The 19,264-nt window shown below is 58.2% G+C and carries 14 protein-coding genes, 3 tRNA genes and 1 pseudogene; 9 read left to right on the forward strand and 9 right to left on the reverse strand.

Annotation, left to right across the window (positions count from 1 at the left end):
• Nucleotides 1-159 precede the first annotated feature (159 nt).
• The 6 genes from A4E19_16960 to A4E19_16985 all read right to left on the reverse strand — a co-directional run bounded on the left by A4E19_16960 (nucleotide 160) and on the right by A4E19_16985 (nucleotide 4,445).
• A tRNA-Thr gene (locus tag A4E19_16960) sits at nucleotides 160-235 on the reverse strand.
• Between the two features lie 103 nt (nucleotides 236-338).
• Nucleotides 339-413, reverse strand: a tRNA-Gly gene (locus A4E19_16965).
• 98 nt (nucleotides 414-511) lie between these two features.
• A tRNA-Tyr gene (locus A4E19_16970) sits at nucleotides 512-597 on the reverse strand.
• Nucleotides 598-848: 251 nt separating this feature from the next.
• Nucleotides 849-1,604: a hypothetical protein gene (locus A4E19_16975; protein ID OQW34901.1), complete on the reverse strand. Its 756-nt coding sequence runs from the start codon at nucleotides 1,602-1,604 to the stop codon at nucleotides 849-851.
• A gap of 196 nt (nucleotides 1,605-1,800) precedes the next feature.
• Entirely contained in the window at nucleotides 1,801-3,828 is a 2,028-nt protein-coding gene (locus tag A4E19_16980; protein ID OQW34902.1) for an ATP-dependent DNA helicase, read from the reverse strand.
• A 77-nt stretch (nucleotides 3,829-3,905) separates the two neighbouring features.
• Nucleotides 3,906-4,445 carry a hypothetical protein gene (locus A4E19_16985; protein ID OQW34903.1) on the reverse strand — a complete coding sequence of 180 codons (540 nt, stop codon included), beginning with the start codon at nucleotides 4,443-4,445 and terminating at the stop codon, nucleotides 3,906-3,908.
• 428 nt (nucleotides 4,446-4,873) lie between these two features.
• Here A4E19_16985 and A4E19_16990 point away from each other — a divergent pair, with 428 nt between their 5' ends.
• From A4E19_16990 to A4E19_17005, 4 genes are all read left to right on the forward strand, one after another.
• A complete protein-coding gene (locus A4E19_16990; protein ID OQW34904.1) occupies nucleotides 4,874-5,710 on the forward strand; it encodes a hypothetical protein in 837 nt (278 codons plus the stop codon).
• Nucleotides 5,711-5,774: 64 nt separating this feature from the next.
• On the forward strand, nucleotides 5,775-7,925 hold the full coding sequence (locus tag A4E19_16995; GenBank protein ID OQW34939.1) for an alpha-glucan phosphorylase: 2,151 nt from the start codon (nucleotides 5,775-5,777) through the stop codon (nucleotides 7,923-7,925).
• Nucleotides 7,919-9,331 carry a hypothetical protein gene (locus A4E19_17000; GenBank protein ID OQW34905.1) on the forward strand — a complete coding sequence of 471 codons (1,413 nt, stop codon included), beginning with the start codon at nucleotides 7,919-7,921 and terminating at the stop codon, nucleotides 9,329-9,331. Before A4E19_16995 ends, A4E19_17000 begins: the two co-directional genes overlap by 7 nt.
• 12 nt (nucleotides 9,332-9,343) lie before the next feature.
• Complete coding sequence (locus A4E19_17005) at nucleotides 9,344-9,799, forward strand: hypothetical protein (protein ID OQW34906.1); 456 nt, start codon at nucleotides 9,344-9,346, stop codon at nucleotides 9,797-9,799.
• A gap of 1 nt (nucleotide 9,800) precedes the next feature.
• On the opposite strand, the gene A4E19_17010 is transcribed toward A4E19_17005, so the two are convergent.
• The 3 genes and pseudogenes from A4E19_17010 to A4E19_17020 form a co-directional block, all read right to left on the reverse strand.
• Nucleotides 9,801-10,631 (reverse strand): hypothetical protein, encoded by an 831-nt coding sequence (locus tag A4E19_17010; GenBank protein OQW34907.1) that lies wholly within the window; start codon nucleotides 10,629-10,631, stop codon nucleotides 9,801-9,803.
• A gap of 35 nt (nucleotides 10,632-10,666) precedes the next feature.
• Nucleotides 10,667-10,879 (reverse strand): hypothetical protein, encoded by a 213-nt coding sequence (locus A4E19_17015; GenBank protein ID OQW34908.1) that lies wholly within the window; start codon nucleotides 10,877-10,879, stop codon nucleotides 10,667-10,669.
• A gap of 434 nt (nucleotides 10,880-11,313) precedes the next feature.
• A pseudogene (locus A4E19_17020) lies at nucleotides 11,314-11,718 on the reverse strand (hypothetical protein).
• Nucleotides 11,719-12,097: 379 nt separating this feature from the next.
• On the opposite strand from A4E19_17020, the gene A4E19_17025 reads away from it, so the two are divergent.
• The 5 genes from A4E19_17025 (at nucleotide 12,098) to A4E19_17045 (ending at nucleotide 19,012) form a co-directional block, all read left to right on the forward strand.
• Nucleotides 12,098-13,084 carry an MFS transporter gene (locus tag A4E19_17025; protein ID OQW34909.1) on the forward strand — a complete coding sequence of 329 codons (987 nt, stop codon included), beginning with the start codon at nucleotides 12,098-12,100 and terminating at the stop codon, nucleotides 13,082-13,084.
• An 8-nt stretch (nucleotides 13,085-13,092) separates the two neighbouring features.
• A complete protein-coding gene (locus A4E19_17030) occupies nucleotides 13,093-13,863 on the forward strand; it encodes a hypothetical protein (protein OQW34910.1) in 771 nt (256 codons plus the stop codon).
• A complete protein-coding gene (locus tag A4E19_17035) occupies nucleotides 13,860-15,383 on the forward strand; it encodes a hypothetical protein (GenBank protein ID OQW34911.1) in 1,524 nt (507 codons plus the stop codon). The genes A4E19_17030 and A4E19_17035 overlap by 4 nt, the downstream gene beginning before the upstream one ends.
• Before the next feature lie 94 nt (nucleotides 15,384-15,477).
• Nucleotides 15,478-16,857, forward strand: a complete 1,380-nt coding sequence (locus A4E19_17040; GenBank protein ID OQW34912.1) for a hypothetical protein — start codon at nucleotides 15,478-15,480, stop codon at nucleotides 16,855-16,857.
• 142 nt (nucleotides 16,858-16,999) lie between these two features.
• Nucleotides 17,000-19,012 (forward strand): hypothetical protein, encoded by a 2,013-nt coding sequence (locus A4E19_17045; protein OQW34913.1) that lies wholly within the window; start codon nucleotides 17,000-17,002, stop codon nucleotides 19,010-19,012.
• The last annotated feature ends 252 nt before the right edge of the window (nucleotides 19,013-19,264 follow it).

A 19,264-nucleotide genomic window follows, 5' to 3' on the forward strand; every position in this document is an offset into this window, starting at 1 on the left:
CCGCTCATACTTCGCCTTCGCCATACCCTACTCCTTTGTCTAAAACACAGAAGGTATTATCCCGTCACGCCCATCCATTGGCGTTTAGGATGGGCGAGCCTTTCCCCTCACTGAGGGGACCCATATCGATCGAATGGCTCGACCCAAGCCCTGCTTGACTGGAGCCCACGACGCGGATCGAACGCGTGACCTCGTCCTTACCAAGGACGTGCTCTGCCAACTGAGCTACGTGGGCATTCGACACGCCAAGAGCTGCTCGCGAAATTAGGCCGTCTCTTCCAAAATCGTTGTCCACCATGACACTCCATTCACTCTTACCGCCCTCGCGCCGTCTTTTTTGGAGCGGGCGATGGGATTTGAACCCACGACAGCCAGCTTGGAAGGCTGGAACTCTACCACTGAGCTACGCCCGCCCACTTGATCCGGGACTGAGTAATGAATGTGAGGACCGAGATAAATTCAGCCAGTTCCTCCACTCAGTCCTAAACCCATACTCCTTGCCTTTCCGATTTGGTGGGCAGGCAAGGATTCGAACCTTGGAAGACATAAGCCAGCAGATTTACAGTCTGCCCCCTTTGGCCACTTGGGTACCTGCCCGCGATGTTTCATTGTTCTATACAAACCAAATTGACAAACCAAATTGCAGTACAAGCAGAGGACGTTCTCACCAAACAACCGTCAACGTTCAACAAAGACAAGTAGGCCTCCCCGCGCACAGCTTTCTTCCTCAATCCTCACGAAGATTGATTCGCTGAAGTGCTCGGACAGGCTAGATCACGAAATGCTGGATTCTATTGATGAACTTCTTTTCTGTCAAGAGGAGAATTCGGCTCCAGGTCTTTTTTAATTTATCCCAGGCTAGCCGAACAGGCTGACGTGCTGGGCACCTTGAAGAGAGCTTGGAACCGCTCAATAAAATCTTGTTGAAATCCAAGGACTTGTTTCATCAAAACCACGGCTTCCTTCAACGTCAACTGCGAAGGCTTAGCCAAATATTTCTTTTGAGCGAGACGGCGTTCGTCGGGATTTTCCGGGACGTAATACCCGCGGAGATCGCCTTTCTCGAAGGCGATCATGAGTCGCCGCATCCATTCATGCGCCTGTCGCCGCCCTTGAAACATGGATTTCCCGGTTTTGTGTTGGACTTCAAGCTGATTCCATACGGCCCACCCGACAAAGACCGCCCAGGTTTCATTCAGTGCTTCCCACGACTCTGTGGGCGTCAAGTAATGCGATTCCGTTCCAGTCTGTCGCTGAACAATCGGAGCAATTTCCACCTCGCCATACCGACAGGCTTGCTGTTCTCTAGCGAAGTGCAGCAGCTCTTCTGAACGGTGTCCAGCGTCGTCGGAGTGCCCCTCAACGACTTGCAGGTAATCCATGTAGGCATGGAACAGCTCATGATAGAGCACTTCCAATTCCTTGTGCGTCATCTTGCCAAGCGGCTTGAGAGTCCTTCCCGCAGCGTTAAAGGACAACGAACGGTTCAGGACCATCCGATGTTCGTCGGAATGGTACTCGGCGGCATAGGTCCGAAGGTCATCGAACTCAAATTGAATAAAGTCCGGTGGAAGCACCTTCAGAAACGTCGTCGGCAGTTGCAAACGTTCCGCCTCTTTAAGAACGCCCCGCCATGTATGGCCTGCACTGCTCTCCTCATATTGGGATGTGGCAGCAGCCTCTACGAAAACAGCCGGCACCGACCAGCAGCACCACACCAGGAACAATCGAGTCGCGAGGTGGTTCATATACACAGGAAGGAAGGCCGATCGGCGGTTCTGCAGCGACAGAGAATTGTGATCAGTAATAGGGATCCCGTGCCATCCCCCAGTCCTCACGTCCACCTTCCTCCACTAAGGCAAGTGTTTCGAGAAGATCCGGAGACACATGGTCCAAAAACCTCGAGGGCTTCGACAACAACATCCCGCTGGTCTTATCGTACACGTTGATGGGGTAGGTCAAAAATAAATGCCGCTTCGCTCGCGTGACGGCCACGTAAAAGAGACGCCGCTCTTCTTCCAATTCGTCATCGGTGAGAAAGGAATAGGCGGACGGGAACCGTCCGTCGACCACCCAGATCACGAAGACACATTGCCACTCCAATCCCTTCGCGGAATGAATCGTCGAGAGCACCAGCCGTTCGTCATCGCGATCAGGCGCCTCCACATCCACGGCACTCCCGTCCGGCGGTTCCAGCGCCAAGTCGGCCAGAAATTCGTCGATGCCATGATAGCCCTCGGCGATCGTGTGGAGGTGATCCAAGTCTCTCGTGCGTTTCGGATAATCGTCGTATTGTTCCTTGAGGATCGGAAGGTAATACTCATAGATATGGTTGACCTGCTCCGCGGGCTGCCGATCTTCGGATCCGGCCAGACTCTCCAGCGTATTCGCTAGATTCTTGAGTCCCTGTCCGGAACGACCGCTCACTCCCCGCAGCACATCAAATGGCCGTTCGGTTTTCACGATCGCGGCGAGGAGATCCTGCGCTTTCTTCGGCCCCACTCCTTCCACCAACATCAACACGCGATGCCAGCTGACCGTATCAAGAGGATTCGCGACCACTCGGACATGGGCCAGCAAATCTTTGACATGAGCGGTCTCGATGAACTTCACGCCCCCACGCTTGATAAAGGGCAACCCCTTGCGGGAGAGCTCGATTTCCAGATCGAAGGAATGGAAACTCGAGCGAAACAGCACCGCGACTTCGCTGAGCGGCACCCCTTCTTCGCGAAGCTCCAGAATCTTCTGCGCGATGAATCGTGATTGCGCATTTTCCCCCGCCGCTTCCGCCAATGTCGGCAGCGGCCCGTCGATCTTTCTGGTAAAGAGGCGCTTTGTGTATTTCTCGGCCGCTTCCTCGATGATGCAGTTGGCGAGATTCAAAATCGGCTGGGTGCTGCGATAGTTTTCTTCAAGCTTATAGACGGTCGTGCCGGGAAACAGGACGGGAAATTCCATGATGTTTTTAAATGTGGCCCCCCGGAAGGCATAGATCGACTGCGAGTCATCGCCGACCACCATCACATTCTGATGGGTCGTCGCCAGCTGGCGAATGACTTCGGCCTGCAATCGGTTCGTGTCTTGATACTCATCCACGAGGACATGGCGGAATTGACGGGAAATATTCGCACGAGCCGTTTCGTCCAACACCAGCAGCTGCCGCAGCATGACCAGCAGATCATCGTAGTCCAGGAGTTGCTTCTGGCGTTTCGCCGCTTGATAGGCTTTTTGCAGACGCGCGAGATCCTCCGAGTGATCCGCAAAATGGCTGAACTCTTCCAGGATGATCTCGTCAAGACTTCGCAGGGTATTCTCGCTCTTGCTGATCATCTCCATGATCGTCCCCTTGCGGGGAAAGCGCTTGTCTTTCTCGTTCAGCCCAAGCTGTGACCGCACCAGGGCGATGAGGTCCTCGGCGTCGCCGCGGTCCAGGATCGTAAATCCCGGCTCGATGCCGATCGATCGGCCATAGCGTCGCAACAACAGATTGGCCACCGAATGAAATGTGCCTCCGCAGACTCGGTGGCTGCTCGTCCCGATCAGGTCGCCGGCCCGCTCCAACATTTCCTGCGCAGACTTGCGCGTGAACGTGAGCAGAAGAATATTCGACGGATCCACGCCGGAGTCGATGAGATAGGCCACGCGGTAGACCAACGTGCGTGTCTTGCCGCTTCCAGCACCCGCTATGACCAACGAAGGACCGTCACCCGCCGTCACCGCCGCCAGTTGCTGGGGATTCAATGCCGCCGCATAGTTGATGGACAACGTGCGCGGCACGGCCTCCTCAGTGGGCCGCTTCAACACGTAAGTTTTGACTTCTCGTTCCATGGAGATCAGCGAAGGAGGTAACTGCTAATTGCGTTACTTAGGAAGGTTCGTTGTATATCACACTCGACTTCCGTTTCCTATCCACCCGCTACCATCGTCCAGAGCTTGTAGACCACCCACACGATGAAGCTAATCGTGAGCAACAAAAGCGCCACCGTGCCGCCAAGGATTCCGACGACGTAGAACCAGTCGGCAGCCGTCTCTCGCTCCGGTTCCATTGCTGCCTTACGAAGCAATGCGGCATTTCTCGTATGACTTCGAAACCAGACCGAGAAGAGATCCCCCACAACCGGGACCGCGCCCACCGTCCCGTTGATCAACAGATTGAGACTCATGCGGGCCAGCACGATTCGCGGTATCTGAAGACGTGTCGCGATGCCAAGAATGACGGTGCCGATCAAATTGGCAATGACGTCGCCGATCCCTGGAATGAGCCCCAGCAGCGGATCCAATCCGATCGACCACGATGTCCCAGGAATTCTGATCGACGTATCCAGCACCTTGGCCAGCATATCCGCAATCGCAAGCAGATGCTCCCTCGCCTCATCTCGCCGCAACACCTCAATCGGCGACCTCTTCTCGCTTTCGCGAACTGTAAATGTTGAATCAGAATCCATCGCTGTTCCGTAGCGGTCAATGTATAGGAAGGACTAGAGAACGGCAACCAGTGTGGGATGATCAAGGGGTGGAACATTGGAATGAATAATATGTTAGTCCGCCCACGCAAGTACTTCGGAAAGCGGAAGAGTCCCAGACTAGAGCATCGGCCATGGCTTCCGCTTCTGTATCGAAGATGACCACCCTCCTCGGATCTCCAGCCTTTCAAGAAACCTTTCAGGTTTTTGTATGTTTGTATATTTTGTATATATGGACAGAAGCAAGCGCGATTAATTCTTGCTCGGTTTTCGGCGTCGTTTTTACCATTGAGTTAACTCTTCGTCAGAATCGTACTCGCACCGTCAAGCACGGACAACGAATTGCAGAATCACCTCTTTGCTCCCCTCTCCAGTCTCCGTTATAATCTCCGCTGCTCTTGAGCGCACCTATGGCCACTGCCAATACGGAATACAGGGAACAGCTTCGCCAGCTGGCTGAACTGATGCTCGCCGTGTCGGGCGAGTCGGTCACGATGATGAAGCGCAACGCCCCGGATCAGGCGTTGAAGCTCACGCGCCAGGGTGAGTGGGGCATCTACCTTGAATTCCTCAAGATCATGTTCAACCTCACGGACCGCCTGGTCGCTCTCCACATCCCGATGAAGGATCAAATGGAGTTCATGAACGGGCTCGAGGACGCCGTGGCGCAGCAGCTGAAACGCGTGCTGGAGCCGGCCTTCGGAAACAACGCGGATCAGATGGAGATCGTGCTGACGATCGGCACGACGGTGGCGGAGAGTCGCCGGACCTATGAGACGTACAAGTTCCTGATCTCCGAGGACTCCAAAACGAAAAGTGAAATGTTCCGTGACTTCGGGGAGAAAGTGGCCGAGGCGCTCGGTGCGCCGAGCAATGCCCAGCTCAGCTCCGCCGCATCGCTCTGTGCCAGCGCGGCCGTGCCGGCCCTCAGCGCAGTCCTCCAAGGACAGGCACCCTCCTCTCAGGAAGCGCCGCTGATTGTAGCTCCCACGGTCGCGGCTTTGACGGAAGAGAACAAGTCGACGGGCCAGGAGATCAAGCTCGTCAGCTTGATGTCGAGCGTGTCGGGCGAAGAAGTGGAAACCCGTTGGGGTCTCCATCCACGGTTCCGTGAGGACCTCACACCGTCCGAACTTCAACAACTCACCAAACTCTTGAACCGCGTCGCGAAAATTGTTGGCGAACGTTATGCCGTCGTGGCATTCTCCAAGGACTGGGCCTCGTGGCATAAGGCGGGGCATGCCTGAACCCGACCGGCCCTTCCCGTTCTTGCGCAATGCCGATCGCGCAATCTTGAGCAAAGGAGTGTTTGTGAATTCTCCGAATGTGGTGAATAATTCGCTTCCGCACAATCTGCGTCGCCTGCCCGAGCTGGCGCAGAATCTTTGGTGGAGTTGGACGTGGGAAGCGCGCCAGCTGTTCGAGGCGATTGATCCGACGCTGTGGTTTCTCACCAACCATAATCCGGTGAAGCTCTTGAGCGACGTCAGACCGGACCGGTTGACGCGCTTGGCCGAAGACCCGTCGTTTCTCCGCCAGTACTCCGCGGTGTTCCGTCTGTTCGACGAATATCTGGCCAACAAGAAAAGTTGGACCGGAACGCACCATGCCGATTTGACGAAAACCACGATTGCGTACTTCTCCGCCGAATTCGGACTCCATGCCTCGGTCCCGATTTATAGCGGAGGCCTCGGCATTTTGGCCGGGGACCATTGCAAAGAAGCGAGCGACCTCGGGTTGCCGCTTGTCGGCGTCGGGTTCATGTATCCGCAAGGCTATTTCCGCCAGCGGATCACACCGGAAGGATGGCAAGAGGCGGCGTACGCCCCGTTCAATCGTGATGAGTCTCCGGTTCACTTGGCTCAGACTTCGGCGGGAGAACCTTGCCGGTTTGCCGTCGACATGGGCGGGCGCCGTGTCACCGCCGCCGTCTGGAAAGTACTGGTCGGCCGTGTACCGTTGTTTCTGATCGATACCGATGTGCCGGAGAACAGTCCGGAGGATCGCGCGCTCTCCGCCCGTCTCTACGGCGGCGATCAAGAGATGCGCCTCTGTCAGGAAATCTTATTGGGGATCGGCGGCGTGCGCATGTTACGCTCGCTCGGCATCTCGCCCTCGGTCTGGCATGCCAACGAAGGGCACTCCGCCTTTCTCACCTTGGAGCGCGTCCGGGAGTTTGTTCAAAAGGGTTCATCTCACGCGGAAGCCAGCGAACTGGTCCGTCAGAGCACCGTGTTCACGACCCACACGCCCGTGCCGGCGGGGCACGACGTCTTCCCGCACCATTTGATGGATCGATACTTCGCCGGCTATTGGGAACAATTGGGCCTTTCACGCGACGAGTTTCTCCATCTCGGCGAAACTCCCGAATCCAGCGGGAACGGTTTCAACATGACGGCGCTGGTCATGCGTCTGTCGGCCCATGTCAACGGCGTCAGTCGTGAACATGGGCGCGTCAGCCGCGAGATGTGGCAGCACTTCTGGCCGGGATTATCGGCGGACCAGATTCCCATTCGCAGCGTGACCAACGGCATTCATGCGCCGACCTGGATTTCGCCCGAACTGCACCATCTGTATAGTAAATCGCTCAGCCCGACCTGGGCCCATACCTGCGATGATCCGGCCATGTGGCAGCGGGTGATGGATGTACCCGACCATGAACTTTGGGCGGTTCGACAGGCAATGAAGCGAAAATTGATGGGCTTTATCCGCGAGCGAGCCAGGGCCGGCTGGATGCACGGCCATCTGCAGCCGTCTCAGGTCCTCACACGCGGCACGCTCCTAGACCCCGAGGCATTGACCATCGGGTTCGCGCGTCGATTTGCGACGTACAAGCGTGCGACGCTGCTCTTCCGGGACCTGGAACGGCTGAAGACGCTCCTGCAGGACCGATGGCGCCCGGTCCAACTAATCTTCGCCGGCAAGGCCCATCCGGCCGATGAGCCGGGTCGGTACTTTATTCACGAAGTACTGAACTTCTGCCATGATCACAAGCTGGGCGGCCGCATCGCGTTCTTGGAAGACTACGAGATGCATATGGCGAAGTATCTCGTCCAAGGCGTCGACATTTGGTTGAACACCCCTCGCTTTCCGATGGAAGCCAGCGGTACCAGCGGCATGAAAGCCGCCCTGAACGGCGTGTTGAACCTCAGTGTCCTCGACGGCTGGTGGGTCGAGGGGTACAACGGAGCCAACGGGTGGGGCATCCAACCGTTGAGTGAACAGGCCGACGCGCAAGCCCAAGACCATCATGATGTGGAACAGCTCTATCGCGTGCTGGAACAGGAAGTCGTGCCGCTGTTCTATCAACGCGATCGCGACGGGATTCCCCGCGGCTGGCTTCAAATGGTCAAGGAATGTATCCGTACCATCGCGCCCCAGTTCTGCACCACGCGCATGCTGAAGGACTATGTCAGTCTCATGTACCGCGCCGCCACGGTGCGCCAGCCGACGACATGGTAGCTCGGTTCGACGCAGCGGCTCGCCACCTGATACGTGACCTGGTCTCCAATCCGGCTCAACACGCGTGCCTCATCGGCGCGCTCATTCTGACTCTTCTCACAACACCTCTCTTCACGGCATCGGCAGGAACCGCTTCCACCGTTGAATCGAAAGCCGCGGCCCTCTTCAAGGCGGGCGACTATCCCGAAGTGATCACTCTCTATCGAGATCTTCCGCCGGACACGATTCCCTCAAACGCATTCCTTCGTCTCTGCTTGCTCAGCTATGTCCGTCTGGGACGGACAGACGAGGCCCTGGCCATCTATGAAAAAACGAGCCGGCCGGGGCAGCCTCCTGATCCGTCCCTTCTCCGCCCCTTGGCGCTGAGCATAATCACCAGCCAGGTTCGGGATCGCAAGGAACATGTGCGCATCGCGGCCTACTCAGCCCTCGCGGAGTTGGGCCTGCCGGAAACCGCCGCGATTTTGGAAGATGGCTTGCTGGACCCGTCGGTGGTCGTACGCGCGCGCGCCGCCGAGGCGATCGGAAAAGCCGGACTTGCGTCGAAGTCCGGTGCCTTGCGCCGTGCGTTGCGAGACGACATGCCGACCGTCCGTATCGCGGCGATGACCGCGCTCGGTGAGGCTCACGCGACCGACGTTCAGCAACGGCTTCTGGATGTCGCGCGTACTGAAGACGGGCCGGAGGCCATCTTCGCCTACGCCGCCTTGGTTCGAATGGGCCGCTCCGAAAAGCTGGACGACATTACCAACGCGGCGACCCTGCCGGATGCTGAATCCAGGATGGCCGCGCTGGGTGCGTTGGGTCGCCTCAAACGTCCGACCAGCCTGGCGGTCCTGGCGCAAGCCGTGTATGATCCCGATCCATCGGTGCGCGCATTTGCCGCCGGAGCGCTGGGAGATTTTGGATCTCCCGGCGGGGTGGCCCCGCTCACGCATGCAATCGGAGACGAGATGGCGATGGTTCGCGGCGTCGCTGCCGCAAGTCTGGGAAGGCTGGGGATCAAAGAAAATCGACCGCTGCTGATGGCGCTTACCCGCGATCCCGATCCGCGCGTCCGAGCCCATGCGGCAGAAGGCTTGCTTCGTCTCGGCGATTCTTCAGCCATGATGCTGGCGACCGAGCTGGCTCGGCATGCCGACCCATCCATTCGTGCCGCCGCGGCGCAGGCGTTGAGTGCCTCGTCGGACAAACAGGCGCTGCCGCTGTTGCACACCCTGTTACAGGACCAACAGCCGCTTCCTCGCCTCATGGCCGCCAAGGCGTTGCGGAGGAGCGGCGAGAGCGCCATCCCCCTCCTCGTGAAGGGCCTTCACGATTCCGATGAAGCGGTGCGCATTGCCGCAGCCAACAGTGTACTGCACCGACTGATCAGAGAGACCTCGTCACCATCTCGACCTCGTTGAGCAAGGACCCGTATGGCTAAATTCGTCACCGTTCTGTTGCTGATCATCGGGGCGTTCGGCGCCGGCTACTATATCGGACAGCGGCCCGTCGGGTCGCTGCAGCGGACGGTGGCGGAACTTCAACAGTCGTTGAAGGACGTGTCCCGAAACGTGATGGACACGACACTCGAGATCGAGCGCGATCTTCGCCGGCGTCAGGGACTCGTGGAAGCCAAAGCTCGATTGATTCAGGCGAAGACGCACCTCGCCGATCGTGATTACGAGAAGGCCGCGAAAGAATTGACGGAGGCCATCACTTCTATGGATGGCACAACGAAGGGAGCCAATCCCGATCCCACCACGACTCCTCTACGGGAGATGGCCGGATCACTGCGCGAGGTGAAGGCTGACATCGCAGCGGGGAACTTCGTGCCGATGAAAAGGTTGGACGAACTCCAGCAGAGACTGGATCAATTGCTGAACAAATAACTCATGCGTTGGCCGGTTGGGAAATCGACGTCTTCTTCCACTTGGCCAGGATTCGCTCCACCCGCATCTTGACCACCATATCGGGGTCCTTGAGCAGCGGCGTGATTGCTTCGCGGCCCCGCTCATCGCCGATCGACTCCAAGGCGGCGGCGGCCGTCAGTCGCGTAAACCAGTCCTTATCGCCAAGCATCTGAATAAGAGGATCGATCGCCTCATCGCTCTTGATCCGCCCCAAGGCAAGGACCGCGCATTTGCGGACGTTTTCATCCTTATCACGAAGGGCGCCGATCAGCCGCTCGACGGACGGCTCACCCAGTGCGACCAAGGCGTCGACGGCATCGTCCTTGAATTCATCATTCCGAAGCTGAAGCATCAAGGGATCGAGCACCCGTTCGTCGCGGATCTTTCCAAGCGCGGCGATGGCGTATTTGCGAACTTCCCAATCGCGGAGCAGTTTGAGGAGCGTCTCGACGGCGGGAGACCCCACTTGCCCCATCGCTTCGATCGCGACCTCTCGAACCTGCCAGTCACCGTCGCGCAAGGCGCGGGCCAGCGGTTCGACACAGCGCTCATCACCCATTTCCCCCAGCGTAATGACCGCTTCGCGGCGCACCACCCAGTCGGGATCGTTCAGCAGATCGATTTGAATATCGATCTCATCCTTCACCCGTTCTTCTTCGAGCGCGACCGGATCTGGGCCGACCGCCGACATGTCGGCGGCGGGCGACTCTGTCTGCGCCTGATCCCCCGTACCGCCGGCGGTTAGTTGATCACCGGCTTCCTGGCTGAGAGGGTTCCCTCCCGGAGCGGTCGGTGTCGGTTCTTGTTCCATGGAATCAGTCCGTGACACGAGTGGGGCCATTCACACTACGCTGACGGAGAGGCCGCCGCACCTTGTTTTCCGGCCGCCCGCTTCTTTCGCAACGCCAGCGCTCTTCTCCTACGTTGTTCCCTCTTTAGACGTTTCCTCAAGGACCGGAGCGCCGCATCTCCCTCTGGATTGCTGTGGTTGGTCAACTTAACGGCGATCTTCTTTTTCAGCTTCACTTCATCCGGTTCCGCTGCTCGCTTTTTGGCCATCGATCCACGCCTCCCCTTCGATACACTCATGCATTTGTCCGCTGCTGACACGATCGGTGCAGTCTAGTGGAGAGCTTTACACACTGTCAACCTGGAGAGGAGTCACGAGGATGCGGTGCAGCGCGAACGAGGAAGGCCGCTGATGTCGACATAACAAAGCGGGCCAGGAAGACCCGCTCAATAGTCACCGCGCAAGATCGAACTCAGTTGAGGACCAGCGACGCAACTGGAGCGTCGGTCGGGTGAGCCACCGCGAGCATGGCAAGGGCCCAGCGATTCCGCCTCGCAATCCACAGGTCCCCGAGGAAATTTCGAGCCGGAGAGGCCATTCCCGCCGAGGTCCGATGGACGTGCTGGGGCGCATCAACCAGAAGCGCGGCACCCCGATCAGCAAATTTTTCCGACAACAACATCAGTTCCGGGCGGCGTTCGCCGACGATTTCGACCTGGACAAGCGCCAACCCCTTCTGCTCCATCCCCAACTGGACCGCCGCTCCATGGGACAAGTCGAGAATTCGCCCTTTTTCATAGGGTCCCCGGTCGGTAATTCGGACGTAGAGATGTTTGCCGTTGGTCAGATTGACGACGCGCACGACACTTCCCAGCGGCATGGTTCGATGGGCCGCCGTCAGGGCTTCCATATCGAACAACTCGCCGTTCGCGGCTTGCCTCCCATGAAACTGCCCGCCGTACCAGGAAGCGACTCCCCGATCCTTGATCCCTACATCGAGTTGCGCATCTCCTTTGGGAACCCACGAGCAGGCCCCCAACGACAGGGACAGGAGGATCGCGAAGGCTGTGGACGATACGGGTCGACCGTGCTGAAGCTCAGTATGCATGCTGGGCATCGCCTCCCTCTGTGGTCAATAATGGGATCTCTGGTCGATTCAGCGTATGAGAGGTATGCGAGTTCGACAATACCGACTGGAGTACCGGTTCCCCCACCTCCGTATGGAGAGTTCCGTTCCGGGATCAAGAGGGGGGCTACATGGGTTATACATAAGTACAGCTGCCTCGCGACCTTTATATAAATGAGATGGAAACTAAATTCAACACCCGCGGGTCGCGGGTGGCTTGTGTCGATCCCTCACGATACCGGTTATCGATATATTGACTGCCTCGGACGGAGTGAGTAAGATCCCGATCGAGTGAACAGGGTGTAGTGTCGAGAGCGGTACCGCTCCATTCTCCGCGGTTGTTCGCACCGATATCACTTTCGTGATCGACGTTCACAACATTACCAAGCGGTACGGCCATCATACGGCCATCGATCGCGTCACCTTCTCGGTGGCCAAGGGGGAGGTGTTGGCATTCCTTGGTCCCAACGGGGCCGGCAAAACGACCACGATGCGAATCCTCACCTGTTTCATGCCGGCGACGGAAGGTACCGCGCGAGTGGCCGGTTTTGATTGCACTGAGCAGCCGCTGGAAGTGAAACGGCAGATCGGATACCTGCCGGAAACGCCGCCGGTCTACCAAGAACTGACCGTCACGGAATATCTCACCTTCGTCGGCCGGCTTCGTGGAACTACCGGACCGAAACTCTCGTCGGCCCTCGATCAATCCATTGAACGACTTGAGCTGGGTTCGGTGCGGCACCGACTGATCGGCAACCTCTCCCGCGGCTACCGTCAGCGCGTGGGCCTGGCGCAAGCGCTGTTGCACGATCCCCCGGTTCTGATCCTCGATGAACCGACGGTCGGCCTTGATCCCAAGCAAATCATTGAAATCCGTGAGCTCATCAAGAGCCTGGCCGGCTCGCATTCCGTGATTCTCAGCACCCATATCCTTCCGGAAGCGACCGCCGTCTGCCAACGGGTCGTCATCATCAATAAAGGCCGCATCGTCGCGGAAGATACCCCTGAACAGTTGTCGACCCGATTGCGTCAATCGGAGAAAGTTTCGATCACCCTCAAGACATGTCCGGCCGACTGCGAGACGAAGCTTCGCGCGATTCCCGGCATTCTGAACGTGCTTCCCGGGCAGGCTGGAGGAAGTTTTTTAATCGAAAGCGAGCTCGGCCGCGATCTGCGCGACGAGATCGCCCGCGTGGCCGTGTCGAACCAGTGGGGATTGCTTGAACTCCGCACCGTGTCGATGACGTTGGAAGACGTCTTCCTCCAGCTCACGCGCCACGAGGACCAGACTCCGGATACGACGGAGGCCACCGTGAGCCTGGCCTCCGCAGAAAAGGTGGACACGTAGGAGCTGATATGACGCCGGTGCAAGCCGTTATTAGTAAAGAACTGCGAGTCTATTTCGTTTCCCCCATTGTGTACGTGGTCGGCGCGGTCTTTTTGTTGATCTTTGGGCTGCTCTCTTACCTCTACGTCGGGTTCGCCGGTGCGCAAGCCATCCAACTGATGCAGATGCAGGGAGGGATGGCTCAGATCAACTTGAACGATCTGGTCTTTCGGAATCTGTTCGCGAGCATGCGGATCGTGCTCGTGATTATTCTGCCCATCCTGACCATGCGCTTGTTCGCGGAGGAGCGGAAGCTCCGGACGTTTGAGTTCTTGATGACCTCGCCGATCCGGATCAATGAGATCGTCGTCGGCAAATTCGTCAGCGTGTTCACGATCTATCTCGGCCTCGTGGGGTTGACCGTACTGGTCCCGACGATGCTGATGCTCTTCAGCGACTTCGATTGGAATCCCATCTGGACCGGCTATTTGGGAATGGTGTTGCTGGGGGCGTTGTTTATCTCCGTCGGCCTGTTTGCGTCGGCGCTGACGGAAAACCAAATCGTGGCCGCCTTCGTCAGCTTCGGCATGCTGCTGACCATCTGGTTGATCGCCGGATTGGGAAGCCTGTTCGGGGACACCACCGCGGGCCGCGTCATCTCGTACGTTTCATACATGGAACACTATGAGCGCCTCGTACGGGGCCTGGTCGACACAAGCGACCTCGTCTACTTCGGAAGCGGACTGGCTCTCATGTTATTCCTCACACATCGCGTCGTGGAATCGACCAGCTGGAAATGAGTCTGAAATCCCTCCCCCTCGGCATTCTCGGAATGTTGCTCGGCATCGGCGGCATGGTCGCCTACAGCCTTCGACCAGACTGGCTCTGGGCCGTCACGGTCACGGAAGGCTTGGCGCTGGCCTGCTTAGCGGCGTTCTTCGTGTTGCACTTCGAGACCGTCAAAGCCTTCTCCAGCCGACGGTCGACCAGAATGGGACTCAATAGCCTGCTGATGGTCCTGCTCTTTACCGGCATTTTAGTCATCGTGAATTTCTTGGCCTCCCGTCATTCGATCCGTTGGGATCTCTCCGAGAATCAGAACTTCACCCTCGCGCCGCAAACCTATCGGGTTCTCAGAACCTTGCCGCACGACGTCAAGATCACCGTCTTCACCAGGGAAAAGGATCCCGGCTATCAAGCTTTCAAGGAGCGCCTGGAAAGCTATCGGCAAGCCTCGACCAAACTGAGCGTGGAATTCGTCGATCCGGAGAAACAGCCGAAGATGGCTCAAACCTACGGGATCTTCCGAACGGACACCGCGATTTTCGAGAGCAACGGCCAGACGATCCGCGTGATGTCCCCCTCGGAAGTCGAACTGACGGGCGCCTTACTTCGAATCTCCAAGGACGCGAAAAAGCGTGTCGTCTTTCTCGAAGGCCATGGCGAATTGAATGTCGAGGAGAAGGACCGCAACGGGCTCTCCATCGCGAAAGAGGCCCTGATCCGCCAAGGGTATGACGTCGGCACGGTCTCGCTCCTCAAGGAATCCGCCGTGCCGGACAATACGTCCGTCCTCGTCATCGCGGGCCCACGCCGTTCCGTCATTAAAGAAGAGCAGGATCGTATTCGCACCTATGTCGAGAAGGGTGGTCACCTGCTGGTGCTGGCCGATCCTGATACACAGACAGGGTTGGAATCCTTGCTCGCCCATTGGGGACTCGGCCTGGGGCCCGGGGTGTTGGTCGATTTGCAAGATCGGTTGGCACAGGGAGACCTCACGGCGCTGTTGGTCCGGACCTTCACCGAGCATGAGATCACGCAGGACCTGACCTCCGCCGTGCTGCTGCCCCTCTCGCGTCACGTCACCTTCGACGAACAGGTCGGTAAGGACTGGGACTTCGTGCCGCTGGCTCGTACCTCGCCGAACAGTTGGGCGGAGACGAACATGCAAGGTCGTGTGGTCAGCCTGAGCGAAAAGGAAGACGTGAAGGGGCCGCTGCCCATGGCGGCGGCGCTGGCTCCGAAAAAGGCCCCCGAAGAAGGCAAGCCGCGCCCGGCCATCGTGGTGATCGGCAACTCCACCTTTGTCTCCAATGCCTTTTTCAATTTTCCCGGCAACAGCGACTTTTTTCTCCATACGACCGGGTGGTTGGCCGAGGAACGGGACTTGATTTCCATCGCACCGAAAGAACCGGCATTGCGGCCGTTCACACCCAATCCCACCCAGGAACGGGCTCTGATTTACATACAAGTTGTTTTCCTCCCGCTCGTGACGTTGCTCACCGGCATCCTCGTGTGGAGAAAACGCCGACGCCTGTAACGGACATGAAAGAAGCGAGAAGGCTGAGGCTGAGGTTTAGGATTCAACCATTCGCATTCAACCTTCGTCTTAACCTTAACCTTTAAAAGACGTGATGCGTTACTGGCCCACACTCCTGTTGTTCGTCGTTCTCGCTGGTCTGGGGAGCTATCTCTACCTCGTGGAGTTTCCCGCCAAACAGCGGGAAGAGAAACAAGAAACGGAGCAGAAGCAACTCCTCCCTTTTCCGGAAACCGCCATTACCGGACTCTCGGTCACCACCGCTCAGGGCCCCATCGAGTTGAAACTGGCGGAGCCAGGCAAATGGTCTATCGTGGCTCCGCTTCAAACGGATGCCGATCATCGAGAGGTGCAGGCGCTTATCCGAGCGCTCGTGACGGGCCCCGTCACCAGAACCGTCGAGGAACAGCCGTCCCAGCTGGCGCCATACGGGCTTGAACAGCCGGTGACCACCCTCACCATCACTGCCGGAACACAACAGGAGACGATCTCCATCGGCGACAGCGGTCCCCTGTCCAACACCCTCTATGTGTTTCGCAAGTCGGATCGTCGCGTGTTGCTGACCAACTTGGCGCCGAAGGATTTCGTCAACAAGTCGTTGATGACCTTCCGTCGGAAGGAGCTCTTGCGTTTCGTCCAAAATGACATCGAACGGGTCCGCCTCACCTACCCGACGACGGAAATCGTGATCTACAACATGTCGAAGGACAAGCCCAGACCTTCTTGGAAAATCCGCTATCCGATCGAAGCAGAGGCGGACCAGAACGAAGTCCGCTCGTTGATGTTTCGGTTGGAGGATCTGAAGGCGCTCGGGGTCGTTGATCCTGGTCCTGAGCGAGACGCCGTCGCCAAAACCCTGACCGCGCCGAAAGTGAAAGTCACGCTGCATACCGTCGCGGGCGACCAAACAGTCCGGCTCTATCAGCCGAATCCTCAGAGCGGGGAGGCCATTGCGGAAACGACGGCCGATGGGCCGCTGTATTACATCAACCCCGCATTGATCAAAGACCTCACGAAAGAACTCTTCACGCTCCAGGACAAACGGCTGCTCGGCCTTGACTACACCGACATCGCGATGTTGTCGGTGAAGACGAGAGAGCACCAGTATGTCTTGATCAACCAGACCGGCGAGTGGGTGCTCGAAGACCAACCCACCGAGAAAGTCAGCCAGGAGGCGGCGTACCTCTTCGTCAGCCGCGTCGCCAACCTCCCCGCCGAGGAACGCGTCATGAAACAATCCGCGCCCCTGGCTCCCTATGGTCTATTGGCTCCCGCCGCGGAATTCGTGGCCACCGGCAAAGACGGCAAGACCACGGGAAAACTGACTCTCGGCAACCAATCCGGCAATCTGTTGTATGCAACCGGCCAACGTCTGCAAGGTGTCTTTCAAGTGCGCCCGGATCTGCTCAAGCAGATTCCCTCCAAGGCTGAACTGCTCGCCAATCCAAAAGACAAAGCCGCCACCAACCGCTGACGTCGGCCTTGCTCCGAAATACCCGTTCTGATCGGCACTCCCCTCTCTCTCACGGCTCGGGATCTCCCTAATTCCTACAGACCGCGGTTTTCATATGAAATGCTTTTCAGCCTGCTGATCGCTCTCGCGAAGAAAGGTGGCCATGCCGATCGGTCGAAACCGGGTACACGTGCCGCGACCCCTCGCCGTCGCTGAACAATACCTGCCCGCCGTTTTGATAATGGTGATGAGCGTGTGCCTCTTCGGCTGCGGCGACTCGGCGACCGTGAACCCCGTGGTGGAACTGGCCAGCCTGTCGGTTGACCCGGGAACGCTTCAGCCGGCCTTCAGCGGGGGGACCACTCAGTACAACGTCGATCTATCCAGCGATATCACGAGCGTGACGATCTCCGCTCAACCCGCGGTGGCCGGCGATACGGTCACGATCAATGGTCAGGCGACCACGAGCAGCGCGATCCCGCTGGGCGCCGCCGGTACGACGACGCCTGTCAGCATCGTCGTGTCCGAATCGGGCACCAACTCTCGAACCTACACCGTCCTTTTAGTTCGGGCCGGCCTCACCGGGAACAACTCGTTACAGAGCCTGACCCTGTCGCCCGGGACCCTGGTGCCTTCCTTCGATCCGAACGTGCAGGCCTATACCGTCGATGTGGCCAACAATGTCGGCAGGATCACCGTGATCCCCGCGTTGTCCGACCAGGCCGCGACGATGACGGTAAACGGGCAACCCACGAACTCCGGACAGGGTCAGACCATCACCCTCGGTCCCGCGGGCCAACCCACGGTCATCCCGATTGTCGTGATCGCTCAGAACGGAAGCCCAAAATCTTACCAGCTGACGGTGAGTCGCGGAGTTTCCAGTAACAACAACTTGCAGGGCCTGACTGTATCGCCGGGAACCCTGAACCCCGGCTTTAACGCGAACAGGACGAATTATACGGTGAATGTGGCGGGCGGCGTGACGACCGTCATAGTCACGCCCAGGCTGCAAGACTCCGCCGCGAGCATCACGCTGAACGGGCAGGCCACGACCTCCGGTCAGGGTCGGACCGTTCAATTAGGCGCACCAGGGTCGAGCATACCGGTCTTCATTGTCGTGACGGCGCAGAACGGCACTCAGAAAACCTACACGATGGGTGTCAACCGTGCCGCGCTTGGCGGGAATAATAATCTGTCGGGGTTGAGCCTGTCGCCGGGCACCCTCGATCCCACGTTTAGCCCGAATAGGACCAACTATACGGTGGGCGTGGCCAACAGCGTGACGAGCGTCACGGTCACGCCCAGGCTGCAAGACACCGCGGCGAGCATGACGGTGAACGGGCAGGCCACTGATTCCGGACAAGCGCGAACCGTGACGCTGAATGGAGCCGGGTCGAATACCCTGATTACAATCGTTGTGACCGGTCCCAATGGCAGTCAGAAGACCTACACCACCACCGTCGAACGAGCGGCAGAAGCCGGCAACAACAACTTGTCAGCCTTGACCATATCGCCCGGTGCCCTGTCTCCTTCATTCAACCGGAATAGACTCACCTATACGGTCGAAGTCGCCGAGGACGTCACCAGCGTGATAGTCTCCGCCACCAAATCCGACCCGAATGCCGTGATGTCCGGGTCGGTGAATGCCGGAGCAGGCACGGCGACCGGGCAAGCGACCATTTCGCTCGGCGGGCCTGGGACACGTGAGGTCGTCTCGATCACCGTCACCGCCCCGAACCAAAATTCCAAGACCTACGCCGTCACCGTCGAACGAAGGGCACAAGCAGGCGACAACAACCTGTCGGCCTTGACCATATCCCCCGGCGACTTGATCCCCTCATTCACCCCGGGCACAACGAGTTATAGGGTGAACGTCGGCGCCGACGTGACGAGCGTCAGCGTCACCGCGACGCTGCAAGACCCGAATGCCGGCCTGACGATCGATGGACAGGGAACCGGCTCAGGTCAGCCGCGTGAAATTGCCCTTGGCGCCGAGGGATCGAACACGAACATTTCGATCCGCGTCAACCCGCCGAATGGAAATGCCAAGACTTACCGCGTTACAATCAGGCGAGCGTCCAACGGAAACGACGGCGATGGAGGAAATAGAAACAACCGTGGCAACAGAAATAATAGGGGGGATGGCGATGACGAAGACGACGGAGATGATGATTAACCTCGGTACTTCGGCCCATCACTGATTCCGCCGCATCGCGAAGAACGGTCTTTCACTTCACATTTTTCTCCCGCACGTATCGATGTCATCAGCATACCGGTTCACCCCGCCGCAGATCCTAATCAAACCCCGCCCTGAGCATGGGGACACCGTCCCAAACCTCGATAGGCCCTTACACAAGTAGGGATAGACCGATCGGGACCCCTCTCGTAGTATCGGCATCCATGGTTCGTGTTCACAACCATGAGCGAT

Origin of the sequence: Nitrospira sp. SG-bin1 (assembly GCA_002083365.1) — a bacterium.
Taxonomy (GTDB): domain Bacteria; phylum Nitrospirota; class Nitrospiria; order Nitrospirales; family Nitrospiraceae; genus Nitrospira_D.

Bases quoted from the DNA above. Each gene is read 5' to 3' on its own strand.
- A4E19_16980 (OQW34902.1), bottom strand. From the start codon at position 3,828: ATGGAACGAGAAGTCAAAACTTACGTGTTGAAGCGGCCCACTGAGGAG.
- A4E19_16985 (OQW34903.1), bottom strand. From the start codon at position 4,445: ATGGATTCTGATTCAACATTTACAGTTCGCGAAAGCGAGAAGAGGTCG.
- A4E19_16990 (OQW34904.1), top strand. From the start codon at position 4,874: ATGGCCACTGCCAATACGGAATACAGGGAACAGCTTCGCCAGCTGGCT.
- A4E19_17000 (OQW34905.1), top strand. From the start codon at position 7,919: ATGGTAGCTCGGTTCGACGCAGCGGCTCGCCACCTGATACGTGACCTG.
- A4E19_17005 (OQW34906.1), top strand. From the start codon at position 9,344: ATGGCTAAATTCGTCACCGTTCTGTTGCTGATCATCGGGGCGTTCGGC.
- A4E19_17010 (OQW34907.1), bottom strand. From the start codon at position 10,631: ATGGAACAAGAACCGACACCGACCGCTCCGGGAGGGAACCCTCTCAGC.
- A4E19_17015 (OQW34908.1), bottom strand. From the start codon at position 10,879: ATGGCCAAAAAGCGAGCAGCGGAACCGGATGAAGTGAAGCTGAAAAAG.
- A4E19_17030 (OQW34910.1), top strand. From the start codon at position 13,093: ATGACGCCGGTGCAAGCCGTTATTAGTAAAGAACTGCGAGTCTATTTC.
- A4E19_17035 (OQW34911.1), top strand. From the start codon at position 13,860: ATGAGTCTGAAATCCCTCCCCCTCGGCATTCTCGGAATGTTGCTCGGC.
- A4E19_17040 (OQW34912.1), top strand. From the start codon at position 15,478: ATGCGTTACTGGCCCACACTCCTGTTGTTCGTCGTTCTCGCTGGTCTG.
- A4E19_17045 (OQW34913.1), top strand. From the start codon at position 17,000: ATGCCGATCGGTCGAAACCGGGTACACGTGCCGCGACCCCTCGCCGTC.